Origin of the sequence: Odoribacter sp. AF15-53 (genome assembly GCF_003479425.1) — a bacterium.
In the GTDB taxonomy this organism is placed as follows: Bacteria; Bacteroidota; Bacteroidia; order Bacteroidales; family Marinifilaceae; genus Butyricimonas.
In genome coordinates this window covers 29,512-45,610 of the sequence record NZ_QUHC01000003.1, presented here as the reverse complement: position 1 = coordinate 45,610, position 16,099 = coordinate 29,512, and the positions used below count along the sequence as shown (strand labels likewise).

Sequence of the window (16,099 nt, the reverse complement as noted above, 5' to 3'; positions counted from 1 at the left end):
TAGTGTCCACGACTTTAGTTTTGACGGTGTTGTTGGCTTATTTCTTGGTGTTGATTCTGATCGGTTTCATCACGACGAGGAAAGTAACCAGCGAATCTTTTTTTACGGCGAATCGCAATTCCCCGTGGTATCTGGTTGCGTTCGGGATGATCGGGACAACTTTGTCCGGGGTTACTTTTATTTCTATACCGGGAGAGGTGGGCAACACGCATTGGACGTATCTGACGCTGGTTTTCGGTAATTGTGTGGGATATATCGTGATTGCCGTGGTGTTGTTGCCGTTGTTCTATAAATTGAATCTGGTTTCTATTTATTCCTGGTTAGGAACTCGTTTCGGAGAAAAGGCTCGTCTGACAGGTTCGTTTTTCTTTATTCTGTCTCAGTTGATCGGAGCTTCTTTCCGGTTGTTTCTGGTCGTGGGGGTGTTGCAGCTGGCTTTTTTTGATGCGGTAGGTATTCCTTTCGCGGTAACGGTTTTTATCACGATTGCTTTCGTGTGGATTTATACCGTGAAAGGAGGAATCAAGACGATCGTGTGGACGGATACTTTGCAGACGTTGTTTATTCTGATATCTGTCGGTCTGACGATGTATGTTGTAAATAAAGCGCTGGATTTTAATTTTTCTTCGGCTTTGGCGGCAATTAAAGAGAGTCCTTTGTCGAGAGTGTTTGATTTTGACTGGCGATCGGGACAAAACACGATAAAACAGTTCTTGGCGGGTATTGCTATCACGGTTTGTTTGAACGGTCTGGATCAGAATATGATGCAAAAGAATCTGACGTGTCGGTCTTTGCGGGATTGCAAGACGAATATGTTCACGTTTTCTTTCTTTTTTTTGGTGACGAACGTGTTGTTCCTGATGTTGGGGGCGTTGCTTTACTTGTACGCGGAAAGGGAGGGAATTATTTTGCCGGGAAAATCGGATGACGTGTTTCCTTTCTTGTCATTGAATTATTTCGGAACGACGGCAGGTTTGTTTTTTCTGTTGGGAATCACGGCAGCGGCTTATTCTTCGGTTGATTCTTCATTAACCTCGTTGACGACCTCTTTTTGCATTGATTTTCTGAAAATTGATCCCGGGAATAAAGAGAGTAAAAGAAAACGAATCGGGGTACATGTCGTTTTCTCGTTGTTAATGATTTTCGTGGTCATTCTTTTCCGGGAGTTGAATAATTCGAGTGTTATATCCGCTCTTTTTAAAGCGGTGGGCTACACGTACGGTCCACTTTTGGGGCTTTTTGCTTTTGGCTTGACGACGAGATTCCGAGTACGGGAGAAATATCTCCCGATCGTGTGCGTGGTGTCACCGATTTTATCTTACGTGATTAATTGTTATTCCGAGCAATTGTTGTTCGGTTACAAGTTCGGATTCGAAATTTTGTTATTTAACGGTATGCTTTGTTATCTCGGATTGTTGTCAATCCGAACAAACGAGCGATGGTGATATACAGAAATATTTTCTACTGATTGGGGGAGGAAGGGGCTTTACCCGTGTTTTTTGAGGTTTGTAAAAGTATATCACTTTTCAGGGAAAATATCGAAATGATGAAAATAAATACACAAGGTAGGTAATATATGGAATGTATTTTAGACTTTATTTTAATAAAGATAGATGATACAATTTAAAATCATTCTAATAAAATGCGTAAAAATATAACCTATTTAAAATAATGTCGTAAAATCCCTCAGATAAAGAATATTCGAAGATTTATTTGTAGTCATCTCTCCTCGGGAAGGGATGGTTATAACGGGTATTTTTTTAAATTTAAAAAACAACTAGAAGAAAAGATTTAAAATTATGAAGATCAGCTATTATTTTTTTGCGCTTTTGGCAAGCGTTGGTTTATTAGCTTGCAATGATAACGAAAAGTATGACGAATTGGGAAATGATCCGGTTGCCGTGTCTGTTTCCTTACAAGGTTTATCAACATCTAGAGCTAGCGGTCCTACGGATATCTTAACAAAAGATACGAAGGATATACAGAGTGTTTGCATCAATATCACGGATGCCAGTAATACGGTGATTGTTTCTCGGCAAGTGGATAAGAGTACGGATTTGAATTCAGATTGGGTAAAACTCACGACTTCTGATCAAGGCCTTAAATTCATTAATGTCCCTAAATCGGTATCAAAGGTATACGTGTACGGGAATCCGGGGACGGATGTCGTGGATAACGTGATCACGACAAGTCTTGATAAGCAACAAGGATCGGGCGTGATGTATTACGGGGTAGATGAAGATTTAACTCCGATAAATGATGAACCGATTAATCCGGACCCGACTTCCGGAAAAACTTACACGGCAAATGTGAATCTTGTCCCGATTGTGGCTCGTTTACAAATAAAAAGTATCACTTTTAAGAATGCGGGAAGTTTTGAATTTGGCCGGGAGATAAGTGGCGTGGAACAAACGGCCACGGTTTCTTGGACGGGATTCACGGCTGATTTAAAAGGTATTTACTTGAATGATTTTTATTATAAATACAGTAAGCCGGGAACGCTTGAAGAGTTGTATCGGAATACTACTTTCGTGGATCATATAAAAGAAGGAAAATGGCTTTTTGATATGTCTTCGACATTGGATGCTTCTGCTTATGCAAGTTATATAAATTATTCGGATGGAGTTTATCAAAATTTACCTTTAAAGACAGAGGGTAAGTGTTACGCATTCAATTTCTTCCCCGGAACGGCTTTACCTAATATACACCTGGATCTCGCAAATGTTGTAGTGACGGGTATGACATCAACAAATACTGATGTGTTTAATCCGAATATCGTTAATAGATTTGGAAATATTGTCAAGTTCTATAAAGGGATTAACACGGAAATGACGGCTGCTGATTTCAAACCGGGAACAATTTATAACATGGATATCGAGGTGGTTCCGATGCTTGATAATGATTTGAGTAATGTCCAGTATAACGTGTTGGTTCACGTGACAGTTGAACCGTGGGCCGAAGAGACAATTATTCCGGATTTCGATTTCGCTCAATAAGTTTTAATTGCAAGGGGGTGTGTCAAAAGTTCTATTTGAAACTCTCTCCCCCCTCCGACTTCCCCCTTACACAGGGGGAGAGATGAGACACACACTTGAAAATCAATATACGGAAAGATGAAACAAATTAAAATAATAGGGAGTTTACTCCTCCTCATTCTTTCCTCTGCATGTATAAAGGAAGATTTGGATGATTGCGGCATATACGTTTATTTCAGTTATCTGGGAGATTTCAATACGGAAATATTCCCGCAGAAGATTGAGCGTGTAAATATGTACGTGTATGATGAATCGGGTACATTGGTGCAAACAAGCACTTTCGATCGGGATGAGCTTCGGCTCTCGCAAGGGACGATGCTGGATTTACCGAACGGGAGCTATCATTTGGTTTGCTGGGGAAACGCTAACGAGATGACACAGATGAATAATCATACCTCTTTGGGCTCGGCAACCGTGGCAGCACCTCATTATTTTACGCGAGAGGTGATCACTACGAATGATAGTTTGTATTTCGGGATGAAAGATATTGTCGTGCATGGTGATCGTTGGGAGCAGGATACGGTTTATTTTAATAGCTCTCATATAAAGATGCGGGTGGAAATTGTGGGGGTGGAGAATGAAGCTACGATACCTTTGCAGGTTGAGATCGGTAATTTGAGTCCGACGGTAGACTTTGCCCGTAACTTTTCAAGCGAGAAGGAGCATTATTACCCGATAGTTCAAAGTGAATCAACTACCGGGAAGTCCGTGGCAAATTTTAATGTCTTGCGTTTTCATGATGATAATGACGTGTTTGTCAATTTGGTCAACCCGGAAACGGGAGAATCTATATATAATCTGAGTCTGAAAGATTTTATGCAGAGGAATAACATTACCGTGAACGGTATTAATGAAGCTTTTGTCGGTATTCGTTTTAAAGTGAACGGTTTGAGTGTTACGGTGACGGCGTGGGAGGAGGAGGAGATAAAACCCGGATATAATTAGAGAATTATGAAGCGAAGTAATAATATACGGACAGGTCTTTGGGCACTTTTTATGATCATGTTGTTTGCGGCATGTGATAAAAACGAGAATGTTCCCGTGAAACCGGATAAAGACGCTCGTTTGTCTTTGTCTTTCACGGCTCGGGCTGCAACAGACGGTTTGATAAAGGGAGATGACGGAAAGTTTTCTAGTCTAGCTATATATGTTTTCAATCAATCGGATGGGACCTGTGAATTCTCGGAATTTTTGCCTGACATCACGCCGGAGGCCATTAGCGAGTATCAACGGGTAGTATCGGTCTCCGCCTTGCCGAAGATTGTTTATGCTGTCGGAAATTACGAGGGAACGGATAAATCGCTTTCGATTACCTTGGACGAGAACACGACGATGAAGATGTTGGATGATATGACGGTGACGAGTAATAGTTTTCTCGGGGGATCGGTGTTGATGATCGGAAGGAAAGAGGTTACGGTTAATGGGCCATTAACAGAGGCCGAGATTCCCATGAGAAGGTTGGTTGCTCGTCTGGATGTTTACGTGTTTAAAAACAATGATTTGAAAGATGATGACGTGCAGCTTGTTTCTCTTGAGTTCGTGAATCAGGTGATGAATAGCCGATGCGAGTATCAGGGACGTGATATGATTTCTCCGGTCGTGACGAATCGGGAGGAGCGCGTGATGACGACCGATATGATCTTGCAGAATATGCCTTCGGACGTGAGTGTGATTGTTCCGGAAAATGCTCATGCATCTTTTTATAGTTATCAAAATATTGCAGCTTCTGCCGAGAAAGATGATAGGATTACTCCTTATTTGTTGGCTACGATAAAGATTAATGGAAAAGAATTTAAATATAAAGGTTATATTACGGATAACGGGCAGATTTCGGATAAATATAGTTTGAACCAAAATACGGTTTACCGAATTATTGCCATGTTCGAGCATCCGGATAATGAATTGTTCTTGAAGATTATTCCGTTACCGTGGACCGTGTCGGAATCCCAGATCGGGAGCCAGGTTACGGAGGGGGATTACGTGTTTGATGCTTACGAGGGAAATGACGCGGGGGCGACAACGGGAGTTGTTTATTTTCCTTACGTGAAGGATAATGTACCCGTAAGTGAAACTTCTTATGCTAGTTATAGTTTTAAGTTGATAGCACCCGCGGGGGCTGTATGGACGGCAACGATAACAAACGGGTTGGAATTCTTTTTCAATAAAGAGAGTACAAACGGAGGTCCGGTTGCAGTTTCCAAGGGGATTGCCGGGGAAAAAGAGTGTCTTATTCAAGTGGGTGCGACCAAGAGTTGGAGTGGGGTGGAAAGAAGTACTTATATGTACATCACGGTTGACGGGGAGAAATTGAAGATTAATCCTTTACAGGGCACCACTCGGAGATTCCCGGGAGATAATGATACGGACATACTGATTACGCAAGTGGGGTATCAATAAAAATAAGGTTATGAAACGATATAATATAATATGGCTCTTGTTGTTCGTGATGTATCTGGTTTCGTCTTGTTCGCAAAATGAATTGGAATCTTCTGACATGAAACAGGACGGGGATGTGTTCGTGAAGGTTTTCTTCAAGAAAGCGTCTGTGGCAAGAGCGACAAATGAAGTAGGAAATGATGACCTGAATGAAAATAAGATAACGACATTGGACGTGTTCATGTATAAAGAGGGAGGGGATGAATGCGTTTTTTACCAGCATATCGTGCCCACTCCAGCGTTAACCGGTGTTAATGCATACAGCACGAAACTGAATGTTTATCAGGAAGAATTTGAAACGAATGTCAATTATGAAACCTATGTTCTAGCGAATTATTCAGGAAGTATTCCGGATAAAGGACTTGCATTAAGTGCATTAAAAGGTTTGTCCGTGACGGGATTAAATCCTGATGTGAAACAAGATGTTTTTTTGATGGACGGGGTTCATTCGATGATACTGAATGATGGAGTTGTCGTGAATAAAGAAATACCTGTTTCTTTAAAACGGGCCGCATCAAAAATTCGGGTGAAGCTTTCCTATGCAAACGGGTATTCCGTGGCAACGGGTCTCGCGATGAGCAAGAAGTTGATACGATACGCCGCGAGTAGTCAGGTATTGGAGAATGGGAATTCGTTTGTACCGGATTTACAGGAAATGCCCGATTTCACAAGCACGATGGTTGGGGCCGATGGGGATGTCGCTTTTGTGATGTACTCTTATGCCAATGATTGGAATGATGACGTGAATGACGAAACTTATATTCTCGTGAATATCCCGGTAACAAATGGTGCTTTGACGTATACAAATAGTTATTACCGGATTCCGGTGAATTATCGTTTGTCCGCGGAAGGAACGGATGAGACACTATATAAATTACAACGGAATTATCTTTATGATATTTCCGTGCAGGTGGATCGGTTGGGTTCTCCTGACCCTAAAACGCCCGTGGAGTTATCCACGCAATACACCATAAAAGATTGGACAACAAAAGACGTACTTGTGAGCGTGGAAGGAATTAATTTCCTGTATGTTGAAGATACTCGGATTACGATGCCGAACAGTACGAAGTTCACCACGACTTTTCAGTCCTCAACTCCCGTGTCGATAAGTAATATACAGGTCAACGGGGTTGCCTCCGATGGTAACGGGGTGAATATCGAGTGGACAAAAGATGCGAAAGCCGGAAATATCGAGATTAATAGTGTTCTCCCGAATAATTTCGTGTCAAAAGTGGTTACATTCACGGTTACGAATGAATCGGGGATGACTCAGAATGTGCGAGTGGAACAATTTCCGGCCTTGTATATCGGTTACGATATCTCTGCGGATGCCCCGGGTGGAAGTGAAGGACAAAATAATAACAAAATGTTTGTCATTAATTCTTTCGTGGCGGATTTTTCGACCCTGCCTAATCCGGATGAGTTCGATGAAGATTTCGGATCCGGTTACAGTCACATGGCGGCAAATTCCGCGTTGGGAGCATCTTATGCCTCGTATATCAGGAATAATGCCGTGTTAGGGTATCCTCGGAGAGATGAGAATGGTAACACGATAGATACGGAAGAGAATAACAGGATGATCTCTCCCCGTTTCATGCTTGCTTCGCAACACGGGACCACTACAGCTTCAAATTATGTTCTTTCCAGAGATAAATGTAGTTCTTATGTTGAAAGAGATGAGACAACAGGCGAGACTTATTCGGATTGGCGGATGCCGACGTTGGCCGAATTGTATATGATTGATATCCTTCAGAATATCCGTTTATGTGAGGTAAAAAAAATTCTTGAAGGAAGTTGGTATTGGAGTGCAAGACAGTCGAGTGCCGTGGAGTTTATGGATCCGAGAGTGGGTGTTAATTCCAGTTTCGATTCCTTGAAAGCCTCTGTACGTTGTGTCAGGGATGTCAAAGTAAATTAAGATGGATTATGAAAAAGTTAATACATATTTTTTTAATCATTATCGTGCTTTCTTGTACGGATGAGCCGGGAAAATGGGAAAAGTTGAACGAGGAAGGGATGTCTCTCAACATTTCGCTTTATATCCCGGAGTACAATGCCATGCAAGCGAGAAGCGTGTCATACGAGAATGCCATTAATGATGTCTGGTTGATGGCTTTTGACGCTAAAGGGTTGTTTCTTGCACGTGTACACGCGACAGATTTGGTAACAACGGAAGACGGGGGGATCGGTAAAGGAACGTTTAAAGCTCAGGTTCCCGCGGATACCCGAATTATTCATTTTATCGCGAATTGTGATCAGATAGCATCCTATAATGATCGGGAGGCTTTGCAAAAGGACGAGCGGGAATTGATTCCGGTATTGAATGGAAATCTGTTGGTGTTTTGGGGACGCGGGGAATTGGTAGCAGGGGCGAACACGTTGGATGTGGTTTTGTACCGGAATCAAGCGAAAGTAACGGTGGAAAATAACGCTTCGAATTTCAGCGTGACCGGGTACGCTTTGTGTAATATGGCCACGATGGGGACCACGGCTCCGTTTAATCCCTCCGAAACGCCCTCGCCTTTTGTTATTCTGGAAAATACTCCTACTCTTCCCCTCGGATCGCTTCAGAAAATGGATCAGACCGTGGACGAATGTGATCTTTCACCGAAGTTTATGAGTGAAAATCCGAATTTGTTTAATGACCAGTGTTATGTAATCGTGAAAGGGAAATTAGACGGCGATAGTCAAGAGGAGTTTTACAAGATTCAGTTTTTGGATGCAGACAAGAAACCCTATCCTATCGTGCGTAATTATCATTATCGAGTGGTGATAGAGTCTTTTAGTGATCAGGCGAGCGGTAGTATTTCTTTCAATGATGCGAAAGATGCGGAACCGTCCAATAATATCTATGCAGAGATTTTTAAAGATTCGCCAACGATTTCTGATAATGCGAATCATACTTTGACGGTGGGGCAATTGAACTTGTTGTTTATTCAGGGAGGAGAGTTGAGGGTGTCTGCCCATTACACGGAAAATGGAACGGCTTCTGATAGTAAGATAGATGTGTCCATTATTGAGGATCCTAATCATATTCTGACGAATTTGGCTTATGATGCGGGTAGTGGTTTGATTTCAGCCGATGTGGCAAAGGTGATATCCGGACAAAATACGGCGACGATTTTGGTGAAGGCCGGGGTCCTGTCAAGAATTATCACGGTGACATCCACGTCTTTGTATAGCTTTTTGCCGGCATCCACGACCCCGGATTTATACACGGAAAGAGATCAGAATGTGACATTGAAATTTAACATTCCGTCGTCTATCCCGAAGTATTTGTTTCCCGTGAAGTGTGTTATTTCGACCAATAATCTTTATCCGGTTGATCCGAATAAAAATATGGAAATACAATTTGGGAACGGAACTTATAAGTACGTGTATTGGGCGGAGGAGCCGGGAGAGAAAAGTCTGAGTTTTAAAACGAGTTACGAGAATAGTGACGAGACGATAACTATCGAGAATGATTATTTCCACACGGCATACGTGAAACTACAGTCTCGTTATTTCACGAACGTGTCGGTTAATGGTGATAATATGGTTGATTACGGGATGAATAAAACGGCTGTATTTCATTTCACGATACCGGAATTGACGGATATGCCCCCGGTTTACCCGCTAAAAGTACATATTACAACACGTAATCTCTCCACGACTGATAACGGGTGGGTGAAAGTTGATGATGGTTATGAACGTGAATATGCTTCTGCCCCGGTTGGGGAACAGCGTGTTCAATTCGTGTCGAAGCAGGCTATCAGTAGTGAGGATATCGTGATATCCGCCCCGGGATTTCGAAGTACTACCGTGTACTATGATAACCTTATTCGAAAGGCGGTGCCTGTTAACGGTGCGATACGGGTTAATGATATTTATACGATAAAACAATTCTTTGTCTATTCCTCTGATCACACGATTGTCAGCAATTTTTATACTTCGACGAGTAGTACTTACTCTTTCAATATCGAGTTGGGGGCAAAGATTTCAGACGCGGTTACTTTCCGGGTCTATTACGGGGGGAAAAATTATTACGGGTCTTACTCCGTGGGGCAACTTTTGGCACAACCCACGATTAATTTAAAATAAAAGAACGAAAAGATGAAAAAACAGATTCTTTTACTGAATATAATGCTTTTGTCGATGATGAGTGTCATGGGACAAGAGAAGCATAAAGTTCCTGATATGCCCGTATTGGCAGTCAAGACGAATGCGCTTTACTGGGCAACGGTGACTCCGAATCTGGGGGTGGAATTTGCCTTGTCGAGAAAACTCACGATGGATATCTCGGGAAATTACAACCCGTGGAACTGGTCGGGGAATAAAAAGTTTAAACATTGGCTGGTACAGCCGGAATTGCGGTATTGGTTGTGTGATCGGTTTAATGGACATTTCTTTGGCGTACACGCTTTTTACGCGCAGTTTAATATGTGCGGGATCGAGATGTTTGGGTGGAAACACAAGCGTTACCAGGGGGATTTGTTCGGGGCCGGTATTGCTTACGGTTACCATTGGATTCTGAACAAGCGTTGGAGTCTGGAAGGAACGATCGGTCTCGGATACGCTCATATCAAGTATGATAAATACAGGTGTGAAAAATGCGGTCCCAAGCTAAAGGATGATAGGCGGAATTACGTGGGACCAACGAAGCTAGGGATTAATTTAATTTATATTATCAAGTAAAATGACGGTTATGAGAAAAAATATAATGTATAACATATTTGTTGTTTGTATGCTAGTGATGGTGAATGTTCCGTTAATGGCACAACAACAGATATACAAGGGGCAGATTAATATTACTTCTGTCGAATTGAGGCGGCAGGATGATATGTTGCAAGTGAGAATGCAAATAGATATGGCAAATTTACACGTTGACAGGGATCGGGCGCTTACGTTGACTCCTGTCCTGTCGGAAGGTGAACATCGTGTGGAATTGCCTTTCATACTGGTAAACGGTACGATGAAACATAAAGCTTATGCCAGGGCCATGGCAATTGATAAAGAGGAAGCCGGTTTAGAATTGCCATATGGAACACTTCGGGCCGGGCGGGATACAAAAACCGAGTTGGATTATTCTCTTGCTATCCCGTACGAGTCTTGGATGCGGGAGGCCGATTTGAGTATCGTGGAAGATTTATGCGGTTGTGGAGGACATGTTCAGGAAATTGACGAGGAGTTGATCGTTCTTCCCCCGGAATATATCATGGTACCCGTGATTTCTTTTGTTCAACCGGAAGCAGAATTGGTAAAAACACGAAACGAGCAACGGGAAGTATATCTTGATTTCCCTGTCGGGAAAACAGAGATTTTACCGGATTATATGAATAATCGGGTCCAGTTGTCCAAGATCGCGACTTTTTTGGATGAAATTCATTCGGATAAAAATCTTCAGGTTACGGGTGTTGATATAACGGGATATGCCTCACCGGAAGGAAGTGTGGTGCATAACGAGTGGCTGGCTTGCGAGAGAGCCAAGGCTTTGAAAGAATATCTCGCGAAACGAATATCTTTCCCGTCGGATGTGTACCACGTGCAGAGTGGGGAGGAGAATTGGGATGGATTGTTTGAACTGGTCGAGATGTCGACGTTGAAAGATAGAAGGGACGTGATGGCAATAATAGAAGATATTGATGATGTTAACCTCCGAAAAAATAAGTTGAAGGGTCTTGACCATGGAGAGGTTTATCGTAAAATGTTGACTTGTTTTTATCCTAAACTCCGGAAAGTTCAATGTCTCGTATCATACAACGTGAGGAACCTGAGCGTGGAGGAGGGAAAAGAACTTCTTGAAACTAACCCGCAATATTTGAGTTTGGACGAGATGTTTCGGATCGCCAATTCTTATCCCAAGGGAAGCGAGGAGTTTCAAAAGGTGTTTGAAATAGCGGTTCGCACGTATCCTGATGACCCAACGGCAAACCTGAACGCAGCGGCCATAGCGTTAACCCAGAAAGATACTCTTCAGGCGAGGAAGTACCTGGATAAGGCTAGACAGGATGTTCCGGAGTATGTCAATAATCTAGGGGTATATTACATGCTTACGGGAGAATTGAATAAAGCGAAAAGCGTGTTAACCGAAGTTTCACGTCAAGGGAACCGGGAGGCGCAGGATAATTTAATTGAAATAGAAAAGAAATTGAAAAATAGTCGATAATCGAGGAAAAAGGGAATAAAAAGAAGCCGTATCACCAATGATGATACGGCTTTATTTATTCTATATTAATGATGGGGTGGAACTTCGATAAGTAATACACGAGATTTCTCGGTTGCCTTGAATTCCACTTCTTCGGTGTCATACACCCCGACCCCGTCCCGTCGTTTGAGCTCAATATCTTTAATTGTGATACCTCCTTCTATGATGAAAATATAAACTCCCAGGCTGTCTTTTGATTTCATCTTGTAGATTTGTAAAGAATCTTTGTCCAGATCGGCAATAGAGAACCACGCCTGTTGGTAAATCCATAATCCTTTGCCATTTCCGGGATAAGGGGACACGATTTCACTAATTTCATTCTTGTGGATCAGATCGGAGATAACGGCATTTTCATACCGCGGAGGAACGTTTTTTTTATTCGGGAAAACCCAAATCTGTAAGAATTCAGCCGGTTTTTCATCATTCCGGTTGTATTCACTGTGCAGGATTCCGGTTCCGGCACTCATGACCTGTATTTCACCTTCTTTGATCGTGTCTTTATGCCCGATGCTGTCTTTATGCTCCAAATCACCTTTTAGCGGTATGGATATAACCTCCATGTTTTGATGAGGATGAGTGTCAAATCCGGTTCCGCCTTCAATCCGGTCATCATTCAAAACCCGCAGGGCTCCGAAATTAACGCGTTGAGGATCATAATAATCTGCGAAACTGAATGTGTGATGGGTTTTTAGCCATCCGTGGTCGAAGAAACCGCGACTTTCGGCTTTATGTAATATTGTTTTCATAACCTTATTTATTAATATATGATATTATACGAGAAAAGTATCGCTAAAGTTATTTCTTGGATATTGAAGTAGGGAGGGGGGCATGCAATGGTTGTAAAAGTAAATATAAAGGTTAATTGTGCTAATATATGGTATAGATATACTTGTTTTGTATTGATAATTGGATGATTTATAGAGACTTGTTGTGTGGTGTTTTTGTATTGTCGGTTTGTTTTTTAAGTAGTTATATACCACTTTGCAGTATATGTAGGTTATGCTTGTTTTCATCTTCAAACTCCTCTATAAACAGGGGAGGAGCTGGTATTTCTTCCCGAAGACTAGAAGTAACTTAACTTTCTCAAATAGAAATTTAGAATGAAACAAAAAATGAAATCATCAATCAAAAATCTCTAAATCTAAAATGGATAGAGGGAGTATTGAAGAGAAAATGTTTTTAGAGATATTTTCCGTTTTTGAAATTAGAATGAATTATACATATTGATGTCTAAATATGATTTTGCAGCTTGTTTAATTTTGCTTGTTTCTTGATTTATGATTTTCGCTTTTTTCACAATAATTACACCCAATAAGAATCCATGCATCATAATCTGCCACTTTTTCTAAGTATCTATATAGAATTTTATTACTTAATTCGGGTTCTTTAGCGTAATGTAATTCTGCTCCGTAATTGTATAAGAACATGGGATAATTTTTTAATCTGGAGTAAAGCTGAGGGGAAATGTTGAAAATAACTTGTTTGTCTTTGCTTAATACTTCTTGTGCTGTACAAAACCATTGTTTTTGATACTGTAATTCTCTACGTAGATAAAGTGGAAAAAGTAAGAGTAAAAGAATAATGCTATATCTCATTACAAAAATGAATTTTGAAGAATAAGTCTATTGGGAGGTCGGTAGTAATTGGCAGACAGAATAACCAATTACAACCCATGAAGCAGGGTAATGTAGAGGGTAAGAGAATAATGATGTTGACAAAATTGTGAATAATAATAACAAATTCAATTTTTTCTCTTCATCTTTTTCGATGAGAATTCTTTTAATAATATACCCGAATATCCCTAATGCCAATAACATGAATCCGATACCTAATTCTATACCTATGCTTAGATATTCATTAAACACGCAATGTATGTTGTCTGATAGATTTAACCAGTATGATCTTGCACGTGAGACAAAAATTTGGCTTGATAGTTCATGTATTTTCGAGCGATTCCCCCAATCCCATAGCCCCAGGGATGTTCCCATATCATGCTTAACGCTATACTCCAAATTAGTAAACGGCCATTTGCAGAATCTTGTTTTAATTGAAATACTACAAAGGCGATTCCAATGAATAACAAGTAGTATGCTAACCGTGTTATCGTGTTGTGTTGGTTCCAACTTGAATGTAGATGTTGGTAAAGGAGGATTATGATAAAGGAAGTTACAAGAACTGAACGAGAACAAGCTAGAAATAAAGCAATACATATAATACCTAACATAAAATGCGCATATTTTTTGAAAATCTTGGTATCGTGTTTTGTTAAATATAGCAAGAATGGAATACTAAAAGATAATGATGAGGTAAAACCAATTGTATTGTCAAAATGTCCTTTTACTTGCATGGGTTGACCTGTTTGTATAAATTGCATGATACCGAATATTGCTTCAACAACAAGGATAAACGGGAATATTCGGGCTAATTGAATTTCTGAAAAATAGTTCGTGTGGGAGTTGTCTTTTAAAAAGATTAAAAATGTAATTATGCTTGATAATAAAATATATTGTGAGTAAATATATTTATTTCCTATGAGATATAAAATACCTGTAAAGAGGGTAGTAATTATAAACCATGGAGTTATTGTTAATTCTTTTTTCTTACATAAAAGAAAGGCTGTAATTATAGATAAAAATGAAAATGTAGTAACAATATTCGGAATGATACACCAATCGATATTTTCTTTTGAAAAAGAAAATATACTTATAAAAAAAGCCAATATAAAGATGATTTTCATGGTCTATGAATTATTCAATGATTACTCATGTTTATCTGTCTTTTTTTTATTTAATTCTGCTGTGTATTAAAGATATAAATGCAGATTTTGCAAAAGTAAAAGGGGGGATAGGGAGCTGTTTCACGAGCCCCCTTTTTGTTTTTATTTATTGCAATAAGGAATTGAGATATTCTTCATTGATTTCAGGAATTACGATCTCTTTCCCCTCTTTCTTGCATTTTTCGATCCAGACATTTCCCGATTCAAGATTTTGTCGTAAAGTTGAAAATAGCTGGTTGGAGATGTTTATTTCTCGAGCATTAGTTAGTGAACATGAGTATTTCCCATCTTTTATTTTAACATGAGAGTAAAACCGGTATATGGCTGCTTTCATTTTACACAAAGCATCTTTTTCATTGAGTGTTGATCTACTTGATGGAATGCATTTTTGTTTTAATAAAGCTTGTACGTCAACATCTAGAAACGTATCATTATCTAAATATTTCTTTACTTTTTGTCCGTTTGTTTTAGTTTTTGTAATGATAGGTAAAAGATCTTGAGAATCTGAATTATTACAGCTATACAAGAAAGTAATTAAAGTTATAAAAATTAAATATTTCATATTGCATTCAATTTGTTGATATTATCATTCTATTTATTTTAACAAGGAATTGAGGTATTCTTCATTGATTTCAGGAATTATGACCTCTTTCTTTTCCTTCTTACATTTTTCGATCCAGATATTTCCTGATTCGAGATTTTGTTGTAAAGTTGAAAATAGTTGGTTGGAGATGTTTATTTCTCGAGCATTAGTTAGTGAACATGAATATTTTCCATCTTTTATTTTGACATGAGAATAAAATCGGTATATGGCTGCTTTCATTTTACACAGAGCATTTTCTTCGTTGGATGTTAATTTATTTGCTTTATCCTTTTGTTTTAATGATAAAGCTTGTACGTCAGCGTTTGAATTTAAAATAAACGGGTAATTAAATGCGGCAATTTTTTCTCCATTGTATATAATAGGTAAATATATAACACCTCTACCCATTTCAGAGAAGGTTGTTTTCCCGTTTTTTATTTCCGAGAAAGCGATCGCCTCCCATTTTTTATTGTTGAAGATGGATAAGTATGCATATCGGTTTCTGGTATCATTTTGCGTGATAAGAGGGATGGTTACGTCACTAACGGGTAAGTAATATGATGTGACATTCTTTTGAAATGGGTTTAAGAGTAGCCATGGGATGTATTCACCGTTTCTTGGTTCTGGAATAGGGTGTTTAGAAAAAGTATATCGATATATTCTTGCTGCTCTGTTTTGTATATCGTATTTTCGTTCAAGTTTCATCGTGATTCTGCATTTCGTAATGGTATTGTTTTGAGGTAGCATCGGTAATAATAAGAGTATTTGGAAAAAGAAGAATCTATATAATTGTAATATTTATTTAATGTTTCACTAGCAAAAGAGTAATGTTCTGGCATGTTCTCGATTAAGTATTGAGCTACCTCTAGTTTTAAAGGGGGATCTTTAGAAGAGAAATAATTCAATACTTTTTCTAGTTCTTGCCTATTATTCCCGCTGAGTTCTAGTGCATTCTCGAGGGGTGTTAATGTACATCCTAAGAGGAAAATACATTTCGCTAACAAAACGAATGATGTTTTAAAAAAATATTTCATACGTATAGTTGTTAATTTATTACAAATACAAATATCTCGTCAAAAAGGATT

At 39.6% G+C, this 16,099-nt stretch carries 13 protein-coding genes; 8 read left to right on the top strand and 5 right to left on the bottom strand.

All coding sequences use genetic code 11. From position 1 onward, the window contains the following. Positions 1–2 precede the first annotated feature (2 nt). The 8 genes from DWW52_RS08340 to DWW52_RS08305 all read left to right on the top strand — a co-directional run bounded on the left by DWW52_RS08340 (position 3) and on the right by DWW52_RS08305 (position 11,616). On the top strand, positions 3–1,445 hold the full coding sequence (locus DWW52_RS08340) for a sodium:solute symporter (RefSeq protein ID WP_118715036.1): 1,443 nt from the start codon (positions 3–5) through the stop codon (positions 1,443–1,445). A 354-nt stretch (positions 1,446–1,799) separates the two neighbouring features. Further along, complete coding sequence (locus tag DWW52_RS08335) at positions 1,800–2,996, top strand: hypothetical protein (RefSeq protein ID WP_118715035.1); 1,197 nt, start codon at positions 1,800–1,802, stop codon at positions 2,994–2,996. A 117-nt stretch (positions 2,997–3,113) separates the two neighbouring features. Continuing rightward, on the top strand, positions 3,114–3,980 hold the full coding sequence (locus tag DWW52_RS08330; protein WP_118715034.1) for a FimB/Mfa2 family fimbrial subunit: 867 nt from the start codon (positions 3,114–3,116) through the stop codon (positions 3,978–3,980). A gap of 6 nt (positions 3,981–3,986) precedes the next feature. Further along, positions 3,987–5,432: a DUF4906 domain-containing protein gene (locus tag DWW52_RS08325; RefSeq protein WP_118715033.1), complete on the top strand. Its 1,446-nt coding sequence runs from the start codon at positions 3,987–3,989 to the stop codon at positions 5,430–5,432. A 10-nt stretch (positions 5,433–5,442) separates the two neighbouring features. Next, a complete protein-coding gene (locus tag DWW52_RS08320) occupies positions 5,443–7,389 on the top strand; it encodes a fimbrial protein (RefSeq protein WP_118715032.1) in 1,947 nt (648 codons plus the stop codon). Positions 7,390–7,397: 8 nt separating this feature from the next. Then, on the top strand, positions 7,398–9,551 hold the full coding sequence (locus DWW52_RS08315) for a hypothetical protein (protein ID WP_118715031.1): 2,154 nt from the start codon (positions 7,398–7,400) through the stop codon (positions 9,549–9,551). Positions 9,552–9,563: 12 nt separating this feature from the next. Then, positions 9,564–10,145 carry a DUF3575 domain-containing protein gene (locus tag DWW52_RS08310; RefSeq protein WP_118715030.1) on the top strand — a complete coding sequence of 194 codons (582 nt, stop codon included), beginning with the start codon at positions 9,564–9,566 and terminating at the stop codon, positions 10,143–10,145. Positions 10,146–10,155: 10 nt separating this feature from the next. Continuing rightward, positions 10,156–11,616, top strand: a complete 1,461-nt coding sequence (locus DWW52_RS08305) for a DUF3868 domain-containing protein (protein ID WP_158582527.1) — start codon at positions 10,156–10,158, stop codon at positions 11,614–11,616. Positions 11,617–11,681: 65 nt separating this feature from the next. Here DWW52_RS08305 and DWW52_RS08300 read toward each other — a convergent pair whose 3' ends face one another. The 5 genes from DWW52_RS08300 to DWW52_RS08280 form a co-directional block, all read right to left on the bottom strand. Beyond that, entirely contained in the window at positions 11,682–12,401 is a 720-nt protein-coding gene (locus DWW52_RS08300; RefSeq protein ID WP_118715028.1) for a pirin family protein, read from the bottom strand. A 507-nt stretch (positions 12,402–12,908) separates the two neighbouring features. Further along, the gene (locus DWW52_RS08295; protein ID WP_118715027.1) at positions 12,909–13,250 is read right to left on the bottom strand and encodes a hypothetical protein; all 342 of its coding nucleotides are present in this window, start codon (positions 13,248–13,250) and stop codon (positions 12,909–12,911) included. Positions 13,251–13,543: 293 nt separating this feature from the next. Beyond that, positions 13,544–14,392: an O-antigen ligase gene (locus tag DWW52_RS08290; protein ID WP_118715026.1), complete on the bottom strand. Its 849-nt coding sequence runs from the start codon at positions 14,390–14,392 to the stop codon at positions 13,544–13,546. Positions 14,393–14,537: 145 nt separating this feature from the next. Then, entirely contained in the window at positions 14,538–14,993 is a 456-nt protein-coding gene (locus DWW52_RS08285) for a hypothetical protein (RefSeq protein WP_118715025.1), read from the bottom strand. Between the two features lie 33 nt (positions 14,994–15,026). Next, positions 15,027–15,719, bottom strand: a complete 693-nt coding sequence (locus DWW52_RS08280; RefSeq protein ID WP_118715024.1) for a hypothetical protein — start codon at positions 15,717–15,719, stop codon at positions 15,027–15,029. Positions 15,720–16,099: the final 380 nt, after the last annotated feature.

What these genes read in the sequence shown, in the direction of transcription:
- DWW52_RS08295 (WP_118715027.1), bottom strand. Translation starts at nt 13,250, where the DNA reads ATGAGATATAGCATTATTCTTTTACTCTTACTTTTTCCACTTTATCTA.
- DWW52_RS08310 (WP_118715030.1), top strand. Translation starts at nt 9,564, where the DNA reads ATGAAAAAACAGATTCTTTTACTGAATATAATGCTTTTGTCGATGATG.
- DWW52_RS08325 (WP_118715033.1), top strand. Translation starts at nt 3,987, where the DNA reads ATGAAGCGAAGTAATAATATACGGACAGGTCTTTGGGCACTTTTTATG.
- DWW52_RS08290 (WP_118715026.1), bottom strand. Translation starts at nt 14,392, where the DNA reads ATGAAAATCATCTTTATATTGGCTTTTTTTATAAGTATATTTTCTTTT.
- DWW52_RS08315 (WP_118715031.1), top strand. Translation starts at nt 7,398, where the DNA reads ATGAAAAAGTTAATACATATTTTTTTAATCATTATCGTGCTTTCTTGT.
- DWW52_RS08300 (WP_118715028.1), bottom strand. Translation starts at nt 12,401, where the DNA reads ATGAAAACAATATTACATAAAGCCGAAAGTCGCGGTTTCTTCGACCAC.
- DWW52_RS08330 (WP_118715034.1), top strand. Translation starts at nt 3,114, where the DNA reads ATGAAACAAATTAAAATAATAGGGAGTTTACTCCTCCTCATTCTTTCC.
- DWW52_RS08285 (WP_118715025.1), bottom strand. Translation starts at nt 14,993, where the DNA reads ATGAAATATTTAATTTTTATAACTTTAATTACTTTCTTGTATAGCTGT.
- DWW52_RS08335 (WP_118715035.1), top strand. Translation starts at nt 1,800, where the DNA reads ATGAAGATCAGCTATTATTTTTTTGCGCTTTTGGCAAGCGTTGGTTTA.
- DWW52_RS08320 (WP_118715032.1), top strand. Translation starts at nt 5,443, where the DNA reads ATGAAACGATATAATATAATATGGCTCTTGTTGTTCGTGATGTATCTG.
- DWW52_RS08305 (WP_158582527.1), top strand. Translation starts at nt 10,156, where the DNA reads ATGAGAAAAAATATAATGTATAACATATTTGTTGTTTGTATGCTAGTG.
- DWW52_RS08280 (WP_118715024.1), bottom strand. Translation starts at nt 15,719, where the DNA reads ATGAAACTTGAACGAAAATACGATATACAAAACAGAGCAGCAAGAATA.